The organism is Micromonospora sp. NPDC049836, from assembly GCF_044465125.1.
In the GTDB taxonomy this organism is placed as follows: domain Bacteria; phylum Actinomycetota; class Actinomycetes; order Mycobacteriales; family Micromonosporaceae; genus Micromonospora.
In genome coordinates this window covers 33,551-50,910 of record NZ_JBITLH010000008.1, presented here as the reverse complement: position 1 = coordinate 50,910, position 17,360 = coordinate 33,551, and the positions used below count along the sequence as shown (strand labels likewise).

Genomic DNA, 17,360 nt, shown 5'->3' with positions numbered 1-17,360 from the left:
ATGAGCGAGCAGGTCCTCATTCGTCCGCTGGGCCGGCCCGGTGACCTCGGCTGGGTGGTGCTGGCCCACGGCGAGACGTACGCCGCCGAGTTCGGCTGGGACGCCAGCTTCGAGGCGCTCGTGGCCCGGATCGTCGCCGACTACGCCGTCGACCACGACCCGGCCCGGGAGGCCGCCTGGATCGCCGAGGTCGACGGGGAGCGGGTCGGTTGCGTCTTCTGCGTCGCGGCCGACGACGAGACGGCCCAGCTACGGATCCTGCTGGTCGATCCCGCGGCCCGGGGGCGGTCCCTGGGCGGCCGGCTGGTCGACGAGTGCCTCGCCTTCGCCCGGCGGGCGGGCTATCCCCGCATCCGGCTCTGGACCAACCATCCCCTGGTCGCCGCCCGGCGGATCTACCTCTCCCGCGGCTTCCGGCTGGTGCGGGAGGAACCGCACCACAGCTTCGGCGCGGACCTGACCGGGCAGGTGTACGAACGGGAACTGGCGCCGGCCGGCGGCTGACGCGAGCGGGCGAGCCGACCGTTGACGTGGACAGCCCGCGTCGCGTCCACTGGAGGACAGACAACTCCGGGTCGGCGCGGCGTCACCTGGAGTCGTCGCGAGGACACGGGCGGGTCAGCCACCGCCCGAGGCCGGGAGGCGGCGATGAACCCGGAGGCGGCCCGCAAGCCACCGCAGGACGCCGTGACCGTCCGCCACCTGCGGCTCGGCGTCGGATCGGTCGGCATCGCACTGCCGGTGGTGCTGGTGGTCGGCCACCAGCTCGTCACCCGCCGGCTCACCCTGCTCGATTCGCTCAGCGGCTACTACCACACCGAACTGCGGGACGTCCTGGTCGGCGCGCTCTGCGCCATCGGGGTGTTCCTGATCAGCTACCGGTACCGCTGGCCCGACGACCTGCTCGGCACGGTAGCGGGCGGGCTGGCGATCCTGGTGGCGCTCTTCCCCACCACCGTCGGCGCGGCGGCCGGCACCGTCGGCCCCGGCGACCGGTTCGTCGGCGCGGTGCACCAGGTGGCCGCCGGGGCGCTCTTCGCGCTCCTCGCGGTCTTCTGCCTCGTCCTCTTCACCCGCCCGGACCGGGCCGGCGTGCCACCGCGCCGCTCGGCGGTCCGGTTCTACCGGCTCTGCGGCGGGCTCATCGTGCTGGCGATCGCGCTCGCGCTGGCCAGCACGCAACTCCCGGCGGACGTACGGCACACGCTCAAGCCGGTGCTCTGGTGCGAGACGCTCGCCGTGTTCGCCTTCGGCGCCGCGTGGGTGGTCAAGAGCGACGCGCTGCTCCGGGCCGCCGAGCCGGCCGGCACCGCCCCCGGGGCGGCCCGGACCACGCCCTCCTGACCGGTCCGGGCCGTCCGGCCCGGGAAGAAGGACCCGGGCGGGGCGTACCGCGATCTTGTAGCGTGAGGTCGTGGCGCGCAGCGTGTACCTGACGAGTGTCGGATCGGGTGGGGGCAAGTCGACGGTCGCACTCGGGCTGGCCGAGCTGCTGTCCCGTCAGGTCGAGCGGATCGGCGCGTTCCGGCCGCTGGTCGCCGGCCGGGGGCCCGACCAGATCCTCGCCCTGCTCACCGAGCGCTACCGGGTGGACCTGCCGGTCGACGAGCTGCACGGCGCGACCTACGCCGAGGCCACCGCGCTGGTCGCGGAGGGCCGGCGGGAGGAGCTGATCTCCCGGATCGTGGCCCGCTACCGGGAGATCGAGCGGCGTTGCCCGGCGGTCGTCGTGGTCGGCAGCGACTTCGCCGACGGGGACGGGGCCGGGCCGCGCGAGCTGGCCTTCAACGCCCGGCTGGCCACCGAGTTCGGCAGCGTGGTGGTGCCCGTGGTCGACGGGTTCGGGCAGCAGCCGGAGGCGATCGCGGCGGCGGTCCGCGGGGCGTACCACGACCTGGCCGACTTGGGCGCGACGGTGGTGGCGGTGGTCGCCAACCGGGTGCCCGAACCGATGGCCCTGCCCGACCTGCCGGTCCCCGCGTACGCCATCCCGGAGGTGCCCGCCGTGTCGGCGCCGACGGTGGCCGAGGTGGCCGCGGCGCTCGGCGCCACCCTGCTCGCCGGCGACGACACGGCGCTCGACCGGGACGTGCTCGACTACGTGGTCGGCGCCGCGCACGTGCCCACCCTGCTGGACCACCTGACCGACGGGGCCCTGGTGATCACCCCGGGCGACCGCGCCGACCTGCTGGTGGCGGCGAGCGCCGCGCACGTGGCCGGCCAGGTCTCGGTGGCCGGGCTGGTGCTCACCCTCGGCGAGCAACCCGACCCGCGGGCGATGCGGCTGGTCGAGCGGCTCAACACCGGGCTGGCCGTGCTCTCGGTGAAAAGCGACAGCTACGACACGGTGGCGGCGTCGAGCCGGATCGAGGGACGGCCCAGCACCGCGAACCCGCGCAAGGTGGAGGCCGCCCTCGGCGCCTTCGAGCGCTGCGTGGACACCGTGGACCTGGCCCGCCGGCTGCGGGTCAGCCGGTCCGCCCGGGTCACCCCGTTGATGTTCGAGAACGACCTGATCGACCGGGCCCGCGCGCAGCGCCGCCGACTGGTGCTGCCGGAGGGTACCGAGGAACGCATCCTGCGGGCCGCGGAGATCCTGCTGCGCCGGGGCGTGGCCGACCTGACCCTGCTGGGCCGGCCCGAGGACGTCGCGCGGCGCACCCGGGAGCTGGGCGTCGACATCACCGACGCGCAGGTGGTCGACCCGGCGCGCAGCGAGTGGCGGGACGAGTTCGCCGCCGAGTACGCGAAGCTGCGCGCGCACCGCGGGATGACCGTCGAGCTGGCGCACGACATCGTGGCGCAGCCGAACTACTTCGGCACCATGATGGTGGGGACCGGCCGGGCCGACGGCATGGTCTCCGGGGCCACCCACACCACGGCGGCCACCATCCGGCCGGCGTTCGAGATCATCCGGACGCTGCCCGACGTCTCGGTCGCGTCCAGCGTCTTCTTCATGCTGCTCGCCGACCGGGTGCTGGTCTACGGCGACTGCGCGGTGAACCGGGACCCGGACGCCGCCCAGCTCGCCGACATCGCCATCTCGTCGGCCGAGACCGCGGCGCGGTTCGGCATCGAGCCGCGGGTGGCGATGCTGTCCTACTCGACCGGCAGCTCGGGCGCCGGGGAGGACGTGGAGAAGGTCGCGGCGGCCACCGCGCTGGTCCGGCAACGCCGGCCGGACCTGCTGGTGGAGGGGCCGATCCAGTACGACGCGGCGATCGACCCGCAGGTCGCGGCGACCAAGCTGCCGGAGAGCCCGGTCGCGGGGCGGGCCACGGTGTTCATCTTCCCCGACCTGAACACCGGCAACAACACGTACAAGGCGGTGCAGCGCTCGGCCGGCGCGGTGGCGGTCGGCCCGGTCATGCAGGGCCTGCGCCAGCCGGTCAACGACCTGTCCCGGGGTGCCACCGTGCCCGACATCGTCAACACGGTGGCGATCACCGCCATCCAGGCCGCCACCGCCGGAGCGTCACGATGAGTCGCATCCTCGTCCTCAACTGCGGGTCCTCCTCGGTGAAGTACCGGCTGTACGACGGCGACCAGGTCCGCGACAAGGGCACCGTCGAGCGGGTCGGTGAGCCCGGCGGCGGGCCGGCCGACCACGAAAGCGCGGTCCGGGGGATCATCGACCGGCTGGACCTCACCGGGCTGGCCGGCGTCGGGCACCGGGTGGTGCACGGCGGCCGGAAGTTCAGCGAACCGGTGCTGATCGACGACGCGGTGTTCGCGGCGATCGAGGACCTGGTCCCGCTCGCTCCGCTGCACAACCCGGCGAACCTGGCCGGCATCCGGGTGGCCCGGGAGGCGCTGCCGGACACCCCGCAGGTGGCCATCTTCGACACCGCGTTCCACCACACCCTCCCCGAGGCCGTCGCCACCTACGCGATCGACCGGGAGGTCGCGCAGCGGTACGGCATCCGCCGGTACGGCTTCCACGGCACCTCGCACGCGTACGTGTCGCGCCGCGCGGCGGACCTGCTGGGCCGGCCGTACGCCGAGTCGAACATGATCACCCTGCACCTGGGCAACGGGGCGAGCGCCTGCGCCGTCCAGGGCGGCCGGAGCGTGGCCACCTCGATGGGCATGTCGCCGCTGGAGGGCCTGGTGATGGGCACCCGCAGCGGCGACCTGGACCCGACCGTGATCTTCCACCTGCGGCGGGAGGCGGGGCTGGGCGTCGACGAGATCGACGACCTGCTCAACCACCGCAGCGGCCTGCTCGGCCTGACCGGGGTCAACGACATGCGCGAGGTGCTGGCCCGCCGGGACGCCGGGGACGCCGCCGCCGCGCTCGCCTTCGACGTCTACTGCCGGCGGATCACCAGCTACGTGGGCGGGTACTACGCGCTGCTCGGACGGGTCGACGCGGTGGTCTTCACGGCCGGGGTGGGCGAGCACGCCGCGCCGGTACGGGCGGCGTCGCTGGCCGGCCTGGAGCGGCTCGGGATCGCCGTCGACCCGGCCCGCAACGCCGGCAGCGGCGACCGGGTGATCTCCCCCGACGGGGCCGAGGTCGCGGTCTGCGTGATCGGCACCGACGAGGAGCGGGAGATCGCCCGGGAGACCCGCGAGGTGCTGGCCGCGGCGGGCTGACCCGGCGCGCCACGACGGACGGGCCGGGCCGCACCGGGTCCACGTCCGGCGCCGCGCCAGGACCGGCCGACCCGGCTCAGCCCAGCGCCAGCCAGGCCACCAGGGCGACCACCACGACGGCGGCGACGATGCCGGCGACCAGCGGAAGCCGGGACGGGGCGGCCGCGGCGGGGGTCGCCTCGGGGGAATCGACGAAGGCGCGGAACTGCGCCGTGTTGCCGCTCGGGTCGGTGTAGTTCTCAGCCATGCGGGTGACCCTAGCGAAGCGCGTCCACCGGCATGGTCCCCGGCCGGGCCGGTGCCGGAAAGCCGACCCGGCCGGTGGAGGCGGGCGCCGACCGGGTGGTGGCGGCGACCGGTCCGGACGGTGGGACCGGCCCGGCGCGGTGACCGCCTACCGTGCGGGGATGAGCGTGCAGCGGCTGATCGCCGCGCTGGTGGCGGCGCTGCTGGCGGGCTGCGGCCCGGCCACCGCCGCGACCGGCGAGTCGGGCCCGGCCGCCGCGCGGCACGCCCCGTCGCGGTCCTACCCGGTGGGCATCCGGCAGTTCGTGCTCGACCCGGACGGCCCCCGGCCGCTGCCGGTCACCGTCTGGTATCCCGCCGGGCCGGCCGACCGGGGCCCGGTCGGCGGGCCCGCGGGGCCGGTGGTACGCGCCGCGGCGCCGGTGGCCGCCGGGCGGTTCCCCGTGGTGGTCTACAGCCACGGCCTGCGCAGCCTCCCCGACCTGCACGCGCCGCTGACCAGCCGCTGGGCCGCCGCCGGGTTCGTGGTGGCCGCGCCCACCTTCCCCCGCACCAACCTGCGGGCCCGCGACTTCACCCGCGCCGACGTGCGCAACCAGCCGGCCGACGGCTGGCGGCTGATCCGCCACCTGGTGGGCCTGGACACCCGTCGCGGGGACCCGCTCGCCGGGCACCTGGACGTCGCCCGGTTCGCGGCGGCCGGCCACTCGGCCGGCGGCTTCACCACGGCCGGCATGTTCACCTCCGGGCACTCGGCGCGGCTGCGCTCCGGCATCGTGCTCGCCGGGGGCGGGCTGGCCGGCAGCTTCGCCGGGCCGGCCGCGCCGCTGCTGTTCGTGCACGGCGCCGCCGACCCGATCGTGCCGGAGTCGGTGGGCCGGGCCGCCTACCAGCGCAGCCCCGGGCCGGCCGTCTTCCTGAGCCTGCCCGGCCAGGGCCACGGCGAGTACCTGACCCCGGGCCGGCCCGGCTTCGCCCAGGTCCTCGCCACCACCACCGACTTCCTCCGGTGGACCCTCTACGACGACCCGGCCGCGCTGCGCCGGCTGCCGGCGGACGCGCTGCTGGCCGGCACCACCACCCTGACCACCCGCGCCCTGCCCGGCTGAGCCCGCTGCCGCTAGGGTCGTCCGGTGGCGAACGACGGGTTGCCCGAGCGGCAGTTGACCGCGATCCGCGAGGTGCGGGAGCTGGCCGGGACGGCCGGGATCCCGGTCTGGCTGCGCGGCGGCTGGGCGATGGACTTCCACCTGGGCGAGGTGACCCGGCCGCACGTCGACGTCGACTGGTACTGCTGGCGGTCCGACGCCGCCCGCCTGGCCGCCCTGCTCGACCGGCACGGCTGGCGGCCCGACCCCCGGCTGCCGGTCGAGCGGCAACTGGACCTGCTCCGCGACGACGTGGAGGTGAGCTTCGCGTACCTGGACCGGGACGCGCGGGGCCGGGTGGTGGTGGGGGCCGGGCCGTGGGCCGGCACGCCGCTGCCCGAGGGCATGCTGGACGGCCCGCCCGGGCGGATCGGCCCGCACCGGGCACCGGTGATCAGCCTGGCGGCGCAGATCGAGTTCAAGGAGATGTACCCGGTGTGGATGCCGGAGCGGCCCCGTCGCGCCAAGGACGCCGCGGACCTGGCCCGCCTGCGGGCGAGCCGGGACGGCCATCCGACCCACTGAGATCATCCCCGTCCGGGGCGCCGATCCGCGCCCCCTCGGCCGATGTCCGGCCGGCCGCCCCCGGCCGCGAGGCACAATCGTCTTCATGCTTCGTCGCCGTACCGCCCTGGTCGCCGCCGCGCTGGTCGCCGCCGGTCTGGCCGGCTGCTCCGGCGGCGCCGCCCCGACCGCGCGGCCCGCACCCGAGGACCCGCCGAAGGCGACCACCCCGGCACCCCGGGTGCCGGCCGGGCACGCGCCCACGGCGAGCTTCGCGGTCGGCGTACGCGAGCTGAAGCTCAACCGCGACGGCGACCGCCCCCTGCCGGTGACCATCTGGTACCCGGCCCGGGGCGCGGCGGGTGGCACGCCGGAGCGGTCGGTGCCGGCCGCGGCCGGGCGGTTCCCGGTGGTGATGTTCAGCCACGGGCTGGGCGGCCGGCCGGCGGACTACCAACTGCTGCTGCGCCGCTGGGCGGCGGCCGGGTTCGTGGTGGCCGCCCCGACGTTCCCGCACACCGGCGCCGGTGGCGACGGCAACCCGCTGGACGTGCTCAACCAACCGGCCGACGTGTCGTACGCGCTCACCCGGGTGCTCGCCCTGGACCGGAAGGCCGGCGACCCGCTGCGCGGGCACCTGGACCCGGACCGGGTCGCCGCGGCCGGGCACAGCGCGGGCGGGGTGACCACGATCGGGCTCTTCACCGCCGGGCGGGACGACCGGCTCGACGCGGGCATCGTCTTCGCCGGTACGGCGCTGGGCGTCGGCACCGCCTTCGCCGGGGCGGCCGCGCCGCAGCTCTTCGTGCACGGCGAGGCCGACGAGGTGGTGAGCTACGCCGCCGGCAAGGCGGTCTACGACGCGGTGCCGTGGCCGAAGGCGATGCTCAGCCTGCCCAAGGACGACCACGGGCGGGCGCTGCTCAGCGACGGCACGGCGCTGCGGGTGGTCGCCGACACCACGGTCGAGTTCCTCCGCTGGACGCTGTACGGCGACGCGACGGCGAAGAAGCGGCTGCCCGCCGACGCCACCCGGGGCGGCCTGGCCACCCTGGACGACCACCTCTGAGCGGGCCGTCCAGGGCGGCGGCGCGGGTCAGGCGGTGTGGTCGACGACCAGCTTGCCGAAGACCTCGCCGGAGTCCAGCCGGGCGAACGCCTCCTCGATCCGGCTGAACGGCACCACCCGGTCCACCACCGGGCGCACCACGTGCTCGGCGCAGAACGCCAGCAGCTGGGTGAGTTCGTCCGGGGTGCCCATCGAGGTGCCCAGGATCTCCAGCTGCATGGCGAAGACCCGGCGCAGGTTGACCTTGGGCTCGTGCCCGGCGGTGGCGCCGGAGACGACGATCCGGGCCATCGGCGCGGCGGACTTGAGCGAGTGCTCGAAGGTGGCCGCGCCGACCGTCTCGATCACCACGTCGACGCGCTCGGGCAGCCGGGCGCCGGGCTCCAGCGCGGTCGCGCCCAGCTCGCTGATCCGCTCCCGCTTCTCGGCGTTGCGGCTGGTCGCGTAGACCCGCTTGCCGAGCGCGACGCCGAGCGCGACCGCCGCGGTGGCCACGCCCCCGCCGGCCCCCTGGACCAGCACCGACTCGCCCTCGTCCACCCGGCCCTTGGTGGTGAGCATCCGCCAGGCGGTGAGCCAGGCCGTCGGCAGGCACGCCGCGTCGGTCGCGGAGAGGCCGTCGGGCAGCGGCAGCAGGTTCATCCGGGGTACGGCCACCCGCTCGGCGAAGGTGCCGGGGAAGTGCTCGGAGAGGATGGAGACCCCGCGCGGGTCGCCCGGGGTGGGCACCACCGGGTAGATGACCACGGCGTTGCCGTGCGGGTCGGTGCCGACCGCGTCGCAGCCGAGGATCATCGGGAGCTGGTCGGCGGTGAGGCCCACGCCGCGCAGCGACCAGAGGTCGTGGTGGTTGAGCGAGCTGGCCCGTACCTGCACGGTGACCCAGTCGTCCTGCGGGTGGGTCGGCTCGGGACGGTCGCCGACGGTGAGCGCGGCGAGCGGGTTGTCGGCGTCGAAGGCCGAGGCATAGGCGGCACGCATGATCGGCACGGTAACAAGCTGAGCGGCGGTTAAGAAGGGGCCCTTCCTGTGCATAACGCGATAAGAGGGGCCCCTCCCCTACTGCTCAGCGGCGGGCGACGCCGTCGCGGCGGGCCGCCTCGGCGACGGCCTCGGCGACCGCCGGGGCGACCCGCGGGTCCAGCGGCGAGGGCACGATCGCGTCGGCGGTCAGCGACTCGGCGACCACGTTCGCGATGGCGTCCGCGGCGGCCACCTTCATCCCGTCGGTGACCCGGGTGGCCCGGGCGTCCAGGGCGCCCCGGAACACGCCGGGGAAGGCGAGCACGTTGTTGATCTGGTTGGGGTAGTCGCTGCGCCCGGTGGCCACCACCGCGACGTGCCGGGCGGCCACCTCGGGGTGCACCTCCGGGGTCGGGTTGGCCAGCGCGAAGACGATGCCACCGGCGGCCATCCCGGCCACCGCCTCCTCGGGGATCTGCCCGCCGGAGACGCCGATCAGCACGTCCGCGCCGCGCAGCGCCTCGGTGATGTCGCCCTGGCGCCCCTCGGCGTTGGTCGTCTCGGCCAGGTACGCCTTGGTCTCGGTCAGGTCGGGCCGGTGCCGGCCGATGATGCCCCGGGAGTCGCAGACCACCACCTGGTCCGGGTTCACTCCCCCGGCGACCAGCATGTGGGTGACCGCCACCCCGGCCGCGCCGGCCCCACTGACCGTCACCCGCAGGTCGCCGAGCTTGCGGTTGAGCAGGGTGGCCGCGTTGCGCAGCGCGGCCAGCACCACGATCGCCGTGCCGTGCTGGTCGTCGTGGAAGACCGGGATCGGCAGCGCCTCGTCCAGCCGGCGCTCCACCTCGAAGCAGCGGGGGGCGCTGATGTCCTCCAGGTTGATCCCGCCGAACGAGGGGGCGAGCGCCCGCACCGTGGCCACGATCTCGTCGACGTCCTGGGTGTCCAGGCAGATCGGCACCGCGTCCACGCCGCCGAACTGCTTGAACAGCACCGCCTTGCCCTCCATCACCGGCAAAGCGGCGCGCGGGCCGATGTTGCCCAGCCCGAGTACGGCGGAGCCGTCGGTGACCACGGCGACGGTGTGCGACACCCAGGTGTAGTCGTCGGCGAGGTCGGGATCGGCGGCGATCGCCTCGCAGACCCGGGCCACACCCGGGGTGTACGCGAGGGAGAGGTCCTCCCGGCTGGTGAGCGGCACGGTCGAGGCGACGGCCATCTTGCCGCCGACGTGCAGCCGGAAGACGGGATCAGCGGGGTCCGGGGTGGACGAAGGCATGGTGACTCCAGGATCTGTCGAGCAGACGGACCGGCCGGCTCGGCGCGCCATGTGTCAGCGGCGAGCGGGGCGGCTGGTGCGGGGGGTCACCCGGGCACTTTCCGAGCATAGTCACGCGGCCCGCGCCGGGATGTGAGCGGGGTCATATCCGTCGCGGAGGGATCCGGCCCGGCCGCGGCCAGTACCGGGCCACCACCCGGCCCCGCACGTCGGCCACCCCGTAGGCCCGGGAGTCGTCGGTGACCAGGTCGTTGTCGCCGCGCAACCACCAGCCGCCGTCCTGCGGGCGGACCGCGCGCTTGACCACCAGCAGGTCGGGGCGGCTGCGGAAGACGGCGACCACCACGTCGCCCGGGCGCACCGGCCGCCCCCCGGTGCGCACCAGCACCGCGTCGCCGTGGCGCAGGGTGGGGGCCATGGACGGACCGGTGACCAGCACCGCGGCGAGCGGCCCGCGCGGCAGCGCCGGGCCGGACCGGTTCGGGGTGGGCACCGGGGTTTCACCTCCCGCCCGCCGGGGAGCATGTCCAGGAGTAGTGTCGTCACGGATCATCGCAAACATCCCATGGAGGACCCTGATGCGCCTTCGGAGCTTCCTCACGCCCCGCGTGACCGCCAGCGCCCACTGCGACCTGCCTTGCGGCGTGTACGACCCGGCGCAGGCCCGGATCGAGGCCGAGTCGGTCAAAATGATCTGCGAGAAGTACCAGGCCAACACCGACCCGGAGTACCGCACCCGGGCGATCCTGATCAAGGAGCAGCGGGCCGAGCTGGTCAAGCACCACCTCTGGGTGCTCTGGACCGACTACTTCAAGCCGCAGCACTTCGAGAAGTACCCGCACCTGCACCAGCTCTTCAACGAGACCACCAAGCTCGCCGGTTCGGGGGGCGCCAAGGGCAGCATGGACCCGGCGGTCGCGGACCAGCTGCTCCAGAAGATCGACGAGATCGCCAAGATCTTCTGGGAGACCAAGCAGGCGTGACCCTGCCCGACCCGGCACCGACGATCCGGCCGGCGCGTCCCGAGGACGTGCCGGCCGTCGTCGCGATGGTGCACGAACTCGCCGACTACGAACGCGCCCCGGAGCAGTGCCACCTCACCGAGGAGCAGCTGACCGTCGCGCTCTTCGGGCCGGCGCCCGCGCTCTTCGGCCACGTCGCGGTGGACGCGGCGGACCAGCCGATCGGCTTCGCCCTCTGGTTCCTCAACTTCTCCACCTGGGCGGGCGTGCACGGCATCTACCTGGAGGACCTGTACGTCCGGCCGGCCGCCCGGGGCACCGGCGCCGGTCGCCGGCTGCTGGCCACCCTCGCCGCGATCTGCGTCGAGCGGGGTTACCGCCGGCTCGACTGGTGGATGATCAATTGGAATCCGGCGGCGCGCTTCTACGCCGCGATCGGGGCGACCCCGATGGACGAGTGGGTGCCGTACCGGCTGACCGGTCCGGCGCTGCACGCCCTCGCCGCGCAGGTGTCGGCCGCGCCCACCCGTCCGGGGGCCTGACCGGGTAGAGTCCCGCACCGGGGGGATGAGGCGTGACTCAACTGACCGGCCAGCCGACCACCGACGACGACGTGGTGCACCTCACCGTGCCCGCGGACGGCGGCTACCTGGGCGTGCTCCGCACCGCCACGGCCGGCCTCGCGGCCCGGCTCCAGTTCGCCCTGGACGAGATCGAGGACCTGCGCATCGCGGTCGACGAGGCCTGCGCGATGCTGCTCGCCATCGCCACCCGCAACGCCGAGCTGGAGTGCCGGTTCGCGGTCACCGAGGACGCGCTCACGGTCGAGGTGACCGTGCCGACCGTGCGCGGCGCCGCGCTGCCGTCGGAGTCGTCGTTCGCCTGGAAGGTGCTCACCGCGTTGACCACCTCGGCGGCCGCCCGCGCCGTCGACGGCCGGGCCACCATCTCCCTGCTGACCCGCCGCGCCTCCGGCTACTGACCGCCGGCCGGCCGGTCGACGCCGAGCGCCCGGTTGGTGGGCGCGCTCACCAGCAGACCGGTGACGCCGAGGCCGAGCGCCATCAGCGGCAGGCCGAGCCAGCCCAGCCCGCCCTGGATCATGTACCAGCCGATCGGCAGCAGCATCAGCTGGAGCACGATGGCCGGTGCCCGGGCGCCGGCCCGCCGGCGGAGCAGCCCGCCGCCCAGCGCCCAGAGCGCCGCCGCCCCGCCGGCCGCGAACGCCGTCACCAGCAGCGCCGAGGTGAGGTGGGTGGTCCGCGCGGTCAGGTCGGACCAGATCAGCCACACCGCGACCAGGCCGAGGGCGACCGCCTCGGCGCGCAGCAGGAGCACCGCCCAGCGGAGCGGGGCGGGTGCCGGCTCGGAGTGGATCGTCACGCGCGACACGATACCCGTGGGTAGGCGCGGTACAGTGCCGCCCATGCGGGCCGTCCTGGTGGTCAACCCGAAGGCCACCACCACCAGCGAGCGCAGCCGGGACGTCCTGGTCCGGGCTCTGCGCAGCGAAGTCGATCTGTCAGTGCGGTACACCCGCCGCCGTGGCCACGCCGTGGACCTGGCGCGGGAGGCCGCCCAGGAGGGCGTCGACCTGGTCGTGACGCTGGGCGGCGACGGCACGGTCAACGAGGTGGTGAACGGCCTGATGGCCGCCGATCCGCCGACCTTCCGTACCGGCGGCAGCCTGGCCGAGCGGCTGCCCGCGCTGGCCACCGTGCCGGGTGGCTCGACCAACGTCTTCGCCCGCGCGCTCGGGCTGCCCCGGGAGTGGCCCGACGGCACCAGCATGATCCTCGAAGGGCTGCGGCTGGGCCGGTCCCGGACCATCGGGCTGGGCCGCGCGGACGACCGCTACTTCACCTTCTGCGCGGGCTTCGGGCTGGACGCGGCGGTGATCAAGCGGGTGGAGCAGGCCCGCAAGCGGGGCCGGGTCTCCACTCCGGCGCTCTACTTCCGTTCCACGGCGGCGCAGTTCTTCCTCGGCTCGGACCGGCGGCATCCGACCGTCACCCTGGAACGGCCGGGCGAGGCCGCCGAGGCGGATCTGGCGACGGTCATCATCCAGAACACCGCACCGTGGACGTACCTGGGCGAGCGGGAGATCAACCCGAACCCGGAGGCGTCCTTCGATCTCGGCCTGGACGTGCTGGCGATGCGGCAACTGAAGGTGGCCAGCACCGCACGCACCGTGACCCAGTTCTTCTCCCACAGCCCCGACCCGCACGGCAAGCAGGTGCTCCGGCTGCACGACCTGGCGGAGTTCACCCTGCTCTCGGCCCGTCCGCAACCGTTCCAACTGGACGGCGACTATCTGGGCGAGCGGGAGAAAGTCAGATTCACCTCCGTACCGGCGGCACTGAGAGTAATCTGTTAGGTCTCGGGTACTCCCGTCGGTTGACGCGGTGACCTACCGCACGCCGTGCGGTGACCGCGACACCCGAAGGACAGGTGCCGGAAATGTCAGCAACGTCACGCAGACCGTACTACATTGATTCTCGACTGTGGCACGCCGGGTAACCAGAGCCCTCGGAAACCCGGACAAATGGGTGGTGAGCCCGCTCACTGTTCGGAGTTTTTCCGAGCGTCACCCTTGACATCGCGGCAGTTCGTGAAAGTATTCACAAGCGAACTCGTGTTACCGGGACATTGCCTGGATATGCTCGGCAGGTTGAGCTGTTCCAGCAGGTCCGCGGAGCCCACAGCCTGCTCACGCAGCGCCGAATTGACGGATGCTGACCGTCACCGATCGGCAATGCGGACGCATATAGGAATAGCAACGAAGCGTTTATCTGGCCACCCACTTAAGAATGAGGAGTGTTGCCGCCATGGACTGGCGCCACGATGCCGTCTGCCGCGACGAGGACCCGGAGCTGTTCTTCCCGATCGGGACGTCCGGTCCGGCCCTCCTGCAGGTGGAACAGGCCAAGGCCGTCTGCCGGCGTTGCCCGGTGACTGACCATTGCCTGCAGTGGGCGCTGGAGTCCGGTCAGGACGCCGGCGTCTGGGGCGGGATGAGCGAAGAGGAGCGCCGCGCGGTGAAGCGCCGCGGCGGTCTCCGGGTGCTGCGCGCTCACTCCGCCTGATCGCACCACAGCCGCACGCCCCGGCCGGGTCACCCGCCGGGGCGTTCTGCTGTCCGGACCCATGCCTTCCCCTTACCCCGTCGCCGCCGTCCGTGATCATCGGACGGCGGCGACGTCCGTCACGGCCCCGGCCCAGCCGGCACTGGCGTCATCCACCCGCCGCAGCACCAGCTCGGCCAGTTCCGGCAGGTCGGTGAGCGGATCGGCGACCGCCACCGCACCGGCCCCGCCGGCCGCCGCCACCACCCCGTCGTGGAACAGGCCCGGCGCCAGGAAGTACGCGGCCACCGCCACCCGGCCCGCCCCGCCCGCGCGTAGCTTCGCCACCGCGACGTTCGCCGCCGGGGGCGCCGCCGAGGCGTACGACACCCGGCAGCGCACGCCCAACTCGGCGCCGAGCGCCGCGGCGACCCGTCCCACCGAGCCACGGGCCCGGGGATCGCGGGTGCCGGCGGCGGCCAGCACCAGGGCGTCGTACCCGCCGGGCCCCGCCTCGGCCAGCCGGCGGCGCAACCCGCCCAGCAGCCGGGCGTCGACCACCCCGTCCGCCGGGCCCAGCACCTCGGTGACCCGCACGTCGATCGACGCGCCACCGGTGCCGACGGCCGCCACCGCCGCGGGGATGTCCACCTTCCGGTGGTACGCGGCGGTCAGCAGCAACGGCACCAGCACCGCCCGCGGCCGGCCGGCGGCGGCCAGCTCGCGCAGCACCACCGCCGGACCCGGCTCGGTGTGGTCCAGCCAGCTCGGCAGCACCGGGACGCCGGGGCGGGCGGCCGTCACGGCCCGGGCCAGCGCCCGGGTCGCCTCGGCCGCCCGCGGGTCACGACTGCCGTGCGCGACCAGCACCACGGGCGGGGCGGTCAGGTGTGCAGCCCGCACTCGGTCTTCTCGAACATGGCCCACCGGCCGGCCCGCGGGTCCTCCCCGGCCTTGGTGCGGCGGGTGCAGGGCCAGCAGCCGATCGACCCGTAGCCCCGCGCGAACAGCTCGTTGACCGGGATGTCGTAGCGGGCGATGTAGGCGTCCACGTCCCGCTGGGACCAGGCGGCGATCGGGTTCACCTTGACCTTGCCGCGCCGGGCGTCGAAGGCGACCACCGGCGTGTTGGCCCGGGTCGGCGACTCGTCCCGGCGCAGCCCGGCGGCCCAGGCGTCGTACCCGGTCAGCGCCCGCTCCAGCGGCTCCACCTTGCGCAGCTGGCAGCAGTCGTCCGGGGAGCGGTTGAACAGCCGCGGGCCGTACTGGCCGTCCTGCTGCCCCACCGTCATCCGGGGCCGGATGGACCGCACCGTCACCGGCAGCCGGCGGGCCACCTCGTCGCGGACCTTGAGCGTCTCCGGGAAGTGCAGCCCGGTGTCCAGGAAGACCACGTCGACGCCGGGCGCGACCCGGGACACCAGGTGCGCCAGCACCCCGTCGGCCATCGAGCTGGTCACGCAGAACCGGTCGCCGAAGGTCCCGGCGGCCCACCGGGCGATCTCCAGGGCCGGCGCGCCCTCCAGCTCCCGGCCGGCCTCCTCGGCCAGCGCGCGCAGCTGCTCCGGGTCGCGCCGCGCCGGGTCGGCGGGCGCCGGGCCGCCCAGCCCGACCAGGCCCAGACCGGCGGCGGAGAGCAGGCCCCCACTCATCGGGCCACCGCCTCGGCGAGCAGACCGGTGAACCGCACGGTGAAGACCCGGGCGCAGGCGTGGCACTCCCAGGCGCCGTGCCCGGTCTCGCTCGGCCGCAGGTCCTCCTCACCGCAGTACGGGCAGTACAGCGGCACGGAACGGGTTTCACTCATCGGAGTTCCTCCTCGTCGACCCTGATCACCCAGTTGGCGAAGGTCTCGCCCTCGGTCCGGCCGGCCAGGTAGCGGCGGGCCAGTCGTTCCACGTACTCCGGAAGCTCGTCGGCGGTGGTCTTCAGGCCGCGCAGCTTGCGGCCGAAGCCGGCGGTCTGCCCCTGGGCCATGCCGAGGCCACCGCCCAGGTGCACCTGGAAGCCCTCCACCTGCCGGCCGTCCGGGCCCACCACGAGCTGTCCCTTGAGGCCGATGTCGGCCACCTGGGTACGGGCGCAGGCGTTCGGGCAGCCGTTGAGGTGGATCGAGATGTCGGCGTCGAAGTCGCGCAGCCGTTCCTCCAGCCGGGCCACCAGCTCCTCGCCGCGCCGCTTGGTCTCCACGATGGCGAGCTTGCAGAACTCGATCCCGGTGCAGGCCATGGTGCCGCGCCGCCAGGCCGACGGCTGGGCCTCCAGGCCGATCTCCCGCAGTCGCGCCACCAGCGAGTCGGTCCGCTCCGGCGCCACGTCCAGCACCAGCAGCTTCTGGTACGGGGTGAGCCGGATCCGGTCGCTGCCGTGCGCCTCGACCACGTCGGCGAGCCGGGCCAGTTGCGGGCCGGCGACCCGACCCACCACCGGGGCCACCCCGACGTAGTTGCGGCCGTCCCGCTGCCGGTACACGCCGATGTGGTCGATCGGCCGGTCGGGCAGCTGCGGCGCCGGGCCGTCCAGCATGGTCCGGCCCAGGTACTCCTTCTCCAGGACCTCCCGGAACCGGGCCACGCCCCAGTCGGCGACCAGGAACTTCAGCCGGGCCCGGTTGCGCAGCCGGCGGTAGCCGTAGTCGCGGAAGATGCCGACCACGCCGGCCCAGACGTCCGGCACCTCGGCCAGCGGCACCCAGACGCCGAGCCGCTTGGCCAGCATCGGGTTGGTGGAGAGGCCGCCGCCCACCCAGACGTCGAAGCCGGGGCCGTGCTCCGGGTGGTCGACGCCGAGGAAGGCGACGTCGTTCGCCTCGTACGGGATGTCGGCCAGCCAGGAGATGGAGGTCTTGAACTTGCGGGGCAGGTTGGAGAACTCCTTGCTGCCGATGTGCCGGTCGACGATCTCGTCGAGCGCCGGGGTCGGGTCGAGCAGCTCGGCCGCCGACACGCCGGCCACCGGGCTGCCGCAGACCACCCGCGGGCAGTCGCCGCACGCCTCGGTGGTCTGCAGGCCGACCTCCTCCAGCCGCCGCCAGATCTCCGGCATGTCCTCGATCCGGATCCAGTGGAACTGGATGTTCTGCCGGTCGGTGATGTCGGCGGTGTCCCGGGCGAACTCGCGGGAGATGTCCGCGATGACGCGGAGCTGGGCCAGGTTGAGCTGACCACCGTCCACCCGCACCCGGAGCATGAAGAACTCGTCCTCCAGCTCGTGCGGCTCCAGCACGGCGGTGCGCCCGCCGTCGATGCCGGCCCGGCGCTGGGTGTAGAGGCCCCACCAGCGGAACCTGCCGCGCAGGTCCTGCGGGTCGATCGAGGCGAAGCCCCGGTGGGCGTAGATGGTCTCGATCCGGGCCCGCACGTTCAGCGGGTCGTCGTCCTTCTTGATCCGTTCGTTGGGGTTGAGCGGCTCGCGGTGCCCGAGCGCCCACTGCCCCTCGCCGCGGGGCCGGCGGGGAGCCCGGGCGGCCGGCGCGTCGGGCCGGGTCGTGGTGGTGCTGCTGACCGCCATCGCGGCGTCCTC

General features: G+C 74.3%; 21 protein-coding genes. 12 read left to right on the top strand and 9 right to left on the bottom strand.

The window, feature by feature from the left end:
• The 4 genes from ACIBPB_RS21595 (at nucleotide 1) to ACIBPB_RS21580 (ending at nucleotide 4,599) form a co-directional block, all read left to right on the top strand.
• The gene (locus ACIBPB_RS21595; protein ID WP_396841313.1) at nucleotides 1-504 is read left to right on the top strand and encodes a GNAT family N-acetyltransferase; all 504 of its coding nucleotides are present in this window, start codon (nucleotides 1-3) and stop codon (nucleotides 502-504) included.
• Nucleotides 505-648: 144 nt separating this feature from the next.
• Entirely contained in the window at nucleotides 649-1,344 is a 696-nt protein-coding gene (locus ACIBPB_RS21590) for a DUF998 domain-containing protein (protein ID WP_396841312.1), read from the top strand.
• A gap of 70 nt (nucleotides 1,345-1,414) precedes the next feature.
• A complete protein-coding gene (pta, locus tag ACIBPB_RS21585) occupies nucleotides 1,415-3,484 on the top strand; it encodes a phosphate acetyltransferase (protein WP_396841311.1) in 2,070 nt (689 codons plus the stop codon).
• Entirely contained in the window at nucleotides 3,481-4,599 is a 1,119-nt protein-coding gene (locus tag ACIBPB_RS21580; protein WP_396841310.1) for an acetate/propionate family kinase, read from the top strand. Before pta ends, ACIBPB_RS21580 begins: the two co-directional genes overlap by 4 nt.
• A gap of 76 nt (nucleotides 4,600-4,675) precedes the next feature.
• On the opposite strand, the gene ACIBPB_RS21575 is transcribed toward ACIBPB_RS21580, so the two are convergent.
• Nucleotides 4,676-4,846 carry a hypothetical protein gene (locus ACIBPB_RS21575; RefSeq protein WP_357320969.1) on the bottom strand — a complete coding sequence of 57 codons (171 nt, stop codon included), beginning with the start codon at nucleotides 4,844-4,846 and terminating at the stop codon, nucleotides 4,676-4,678.
• A gap of 160 nt (nucleotides 4,847-5,006) precedes the next feature.
• Here ACIBPB_RS21575 and ACIBPB_RS21570 point away from each other — a divergent pair, with 160 nt between their 5' ends.
• The 3 genes from ACIBPB_RS21570 (at nucleotide 5,007) to ACIBPB_RS21560 (ending at nucleotide 7,566) form a co-directional block, all read left to right on the top strand.
• Nucleotides 5,007-5,954 carry an alpha/beta hydrolase family protein gene (locus tag ACIBPB_RS21570; protein ID WP_396841309.1) on the top strand — a complete coding sequence of 316 codons (948 nt, stop codon included), beginning with the start codon at nucleotides 5,007-5,009 and terminating at the stop codon, nucleotides 5,952-5,954.
• 24 nt (nucleotides 5,955-5,978) lie between these two features.
• Nucleotides 5,979-6,518: a nucleotidyltransferase domain-containing protein gene (locus ACIBPB_RS21565; RefSeq protein WP_396841308.1), complete on the top strand. Its 540-nt coding sequence runs from the start codon at nucleotides 5,979-5,981 to the stop codon at nucleotides 6,516-6,518.
• An 85-nt stretch (nucleotides 6,519-6,603) separates the two neighbouring features.
• Nucleotides 6,604-7,566 (top strand): alpha/beta hydrolase family protein, encoded by a 963-nt coding sequence (locus tag ACIBPB_RS21560; RefSeq protein ID WP_396841307.1) that lies wholly within the window; start codon nucleotides 6,604-6,606, stop codon nucleotides 7,564-7,566.
• 27 nt (nucleotides 7,567-7,593) lie between these two features.
• On the opposite strand, the gene ACIBPB_RS21555 is transcribed toward ACIBPB_RS21560, so the two are convergent.
• From ACIBPB_RS21555 to ACIBPB_RS21545, 3 genes are all read right to left on the bottom strand, one after another.
• Nucleotides 7,594-8,556, bottom strand: a complete 963-nt coding sequence (locus ACIBPB_RS21555) for a zinc-binding dehydrogenase (protein WP_396841306.1) — start codon at nucleotides 8,554-8,556, stop codon at nucleotides 7,594-7,596.
• A 76-nt stretch (nucleotides 8,557-8,632) separates the two neighbouring features.
• On the bottom strand, nucleotides 8,633-9,811 hold the full coding sequence (locus ACIBPB_RS21550) for an NADP-dependent malic enzyme (RefSeq protein ID WP_396841305.1): 1,179 nt from the start codon (nucleotides 9,809-9,811) through the stop codon (nucleotides 8,633-8,635).
• Between the two features lie 142 nt (nucleotides 9,812-9,953).
• Entirely contained in the window at nucleotides 9,954-10,304 is a 351-nt protein-coding gene (locus ACIBPB_RS21545; protein WP_396841304.1) for a S24/S26 family peptidase, read from the bottom strand.
• A gap of 85 nt (nucleotides 10,305-10,389) precedes the next feature.
• Between ACIBPB_RS21545 and sodN the strand changes: the two genes are divergently transcribed.
• From sodN to ACIBPB_RS21530, 3 genes are read left to right on the top strand one after another with little or no spacing between them, the layout of a single operon-like run.
• Nucleotides 10,390-10,794: a superoxide dismutase, Ni gene (sodN, locus tag ACIBPB_RS21540; protein ID WP_357320949.1), complete on the top strand. Its 405-nt coding sequence runs from the start codon at nucleotides 10,390-10,392 to the stop codon at nucleotides 10,792-10,794.
• Complete coding sequence (locus ACIBPB_RS21535; RefSeq protein WP_357320946.1) at nucleotides 10,791-11,315, top strand: GNAT family N-acetyltransferase; 525 nt, start codon at nucleotides 10,791-10,793, stop codon at nucleotides 11,313-11,315. The genes sodN and ACIBPB_RS21535 overlap by 4 nt, the downstream gene beginning before the upstream one ends.
• Before the next feature lie 32 nt (nucleotides 11,316-11,347).
• Nucleotides 11,348-11,755 carry an ATP-binding protein gene (locus ACIBPB_RS21530; protein ID WP_357320943.1) on the top strand — a complete coding sequence of 136 codons (408 nt, stop codon included), beginning with the start codon at nucleotides 11,348-11,350 and terminating at the stop codon, nucleotides 11,753-11,755.
• Here ACIBPB_RS21530 and ACIBPB_RS21525 read toward each other — a convergent pair.
• On the bottom strand, nucleotides 11,749-12,201 hold the full coding sequence (locus tag ACIBPB_RS21525) for a hypothetical protein (protein WP_396841303.1): 453 nt from the start codon (nucleotides 12,199-12,201) through the stop codon (nucleotides 11,749-11,751). The two genes, ACIBPB_RS21530 and ACIBPB_RS21525, sit on opposite strands and share 7 nt — an antisense overlap.
• On the opposite strand from ACIBPB_RS21525, the gene ACIBPB_RS21520 reads away from it, so the two are divergent.
• Both ACIBPB_RS21520 and ACIBPB_RS21515 read left to right on the top strand, forming a co-directional pair.
• Nucleotides 12,200-13,150, top strand: a complete 951-nt coding sequence (locus ACIBPB_RS21520; protein ID WP_357320937.1) for a diacylglycerol kinase family protein — start codon at nucleotides 12,200-12,202, stop codon at nucleotides 13,148-13,150. The two genes, ACIBPB_RS21525 and ACIBPB_RS21520, sit on opposite strands and share 2 nt — an antisense overlap.
• A 451-nt stretch (nucleotides 13,151-13,601) precedes the next feature.
• On the top strand, nucleotides 13,602-13,859 hold the full coding sequence (locus tag ACIBPB_RS21515) for a WhiB family transcriptional regulator (RefSeq protein WP_088975879.1): 258 nt from the start codon (nucleotides 13,602-13,604) through the stop codon (nucleotides 13,857-13,859).
• Nucleotides 13,860-13,955: 96 nt separating this feature from the next.
• Here the strand turns inward: ACIBPB_RS21515 and ACIBPB_RS21510 are convergent, their stop codons facing one another.
• The 4 genes from ACIBPB_RS21510 to ACIBPB_RS21495 are packed head-to-tail and all read right to left on the bottom strand — an operon-like array spanning nucleotide 13,956 to nucleotide 17,348.
• Complete coding sequence (locus ACIBPB_RS21510; protein ID WP_396841302.1) at nucleotides 13,956-14,741, bottom strand: sirohydrochlorin chelatase; 786 nt, start codon at nucleotides 14,739-14,741, stop codon at nucleotides 13,956-13,958.
• Complete coding sequence (locus ACIBPB_RS21505; protein WP_357320931.1) at nucleotides 14,723-15,490, bottom strand: phosphoadenylyl-sulfate reductase; 768 nt, start codon at nucleotides 15,488-15,490, stop codon at nucleotides 14,723-14,725. Before ACIBPB_RS21505 ends, ACIBPB_RS21510 begins: the two co-directional genes overlap by 19 nt.
• Nucleotides 15,487-15,645 carry a hypothetical protein gene (locus tag ACIBPB_RS21500; RefSeq protein WP_197087885.1) on the bottom strand — a complete coding sequence of 53 codons (159 nt, stop codon included), beginning with the start codon at nucleotides 15,643-15,645 and terminating at the stop codon, nucleotides 15,487-15,489. The genes ACIBPB_RS21505 and ACIBPB_RS21500 overlap by 4 nt, the downstream gene beginning before the upstream one ends.
• Nucleotides 15,642-17,348 carry a nitrite/sulfite reductase gene (locus tag ACIBPB_RS21495; protein ID WP_357320927.1) on the bottom strand — a complete coding sequence of 569 codons (1,707 nt, stop codon included), beginning with the start codon at nucleotides 17,346-17,348 and terminating at the stop codon, nucleotides 15,642-15,644. The genes ACIBPB_RS21500 and ACIBPB_RS21495 overlap by 4 nt, the downstream gene beginning before the upstream one ends.
• Between the last annotated feature and the right edge of the window lie 12 nt (nucleotides 17,349-17,360).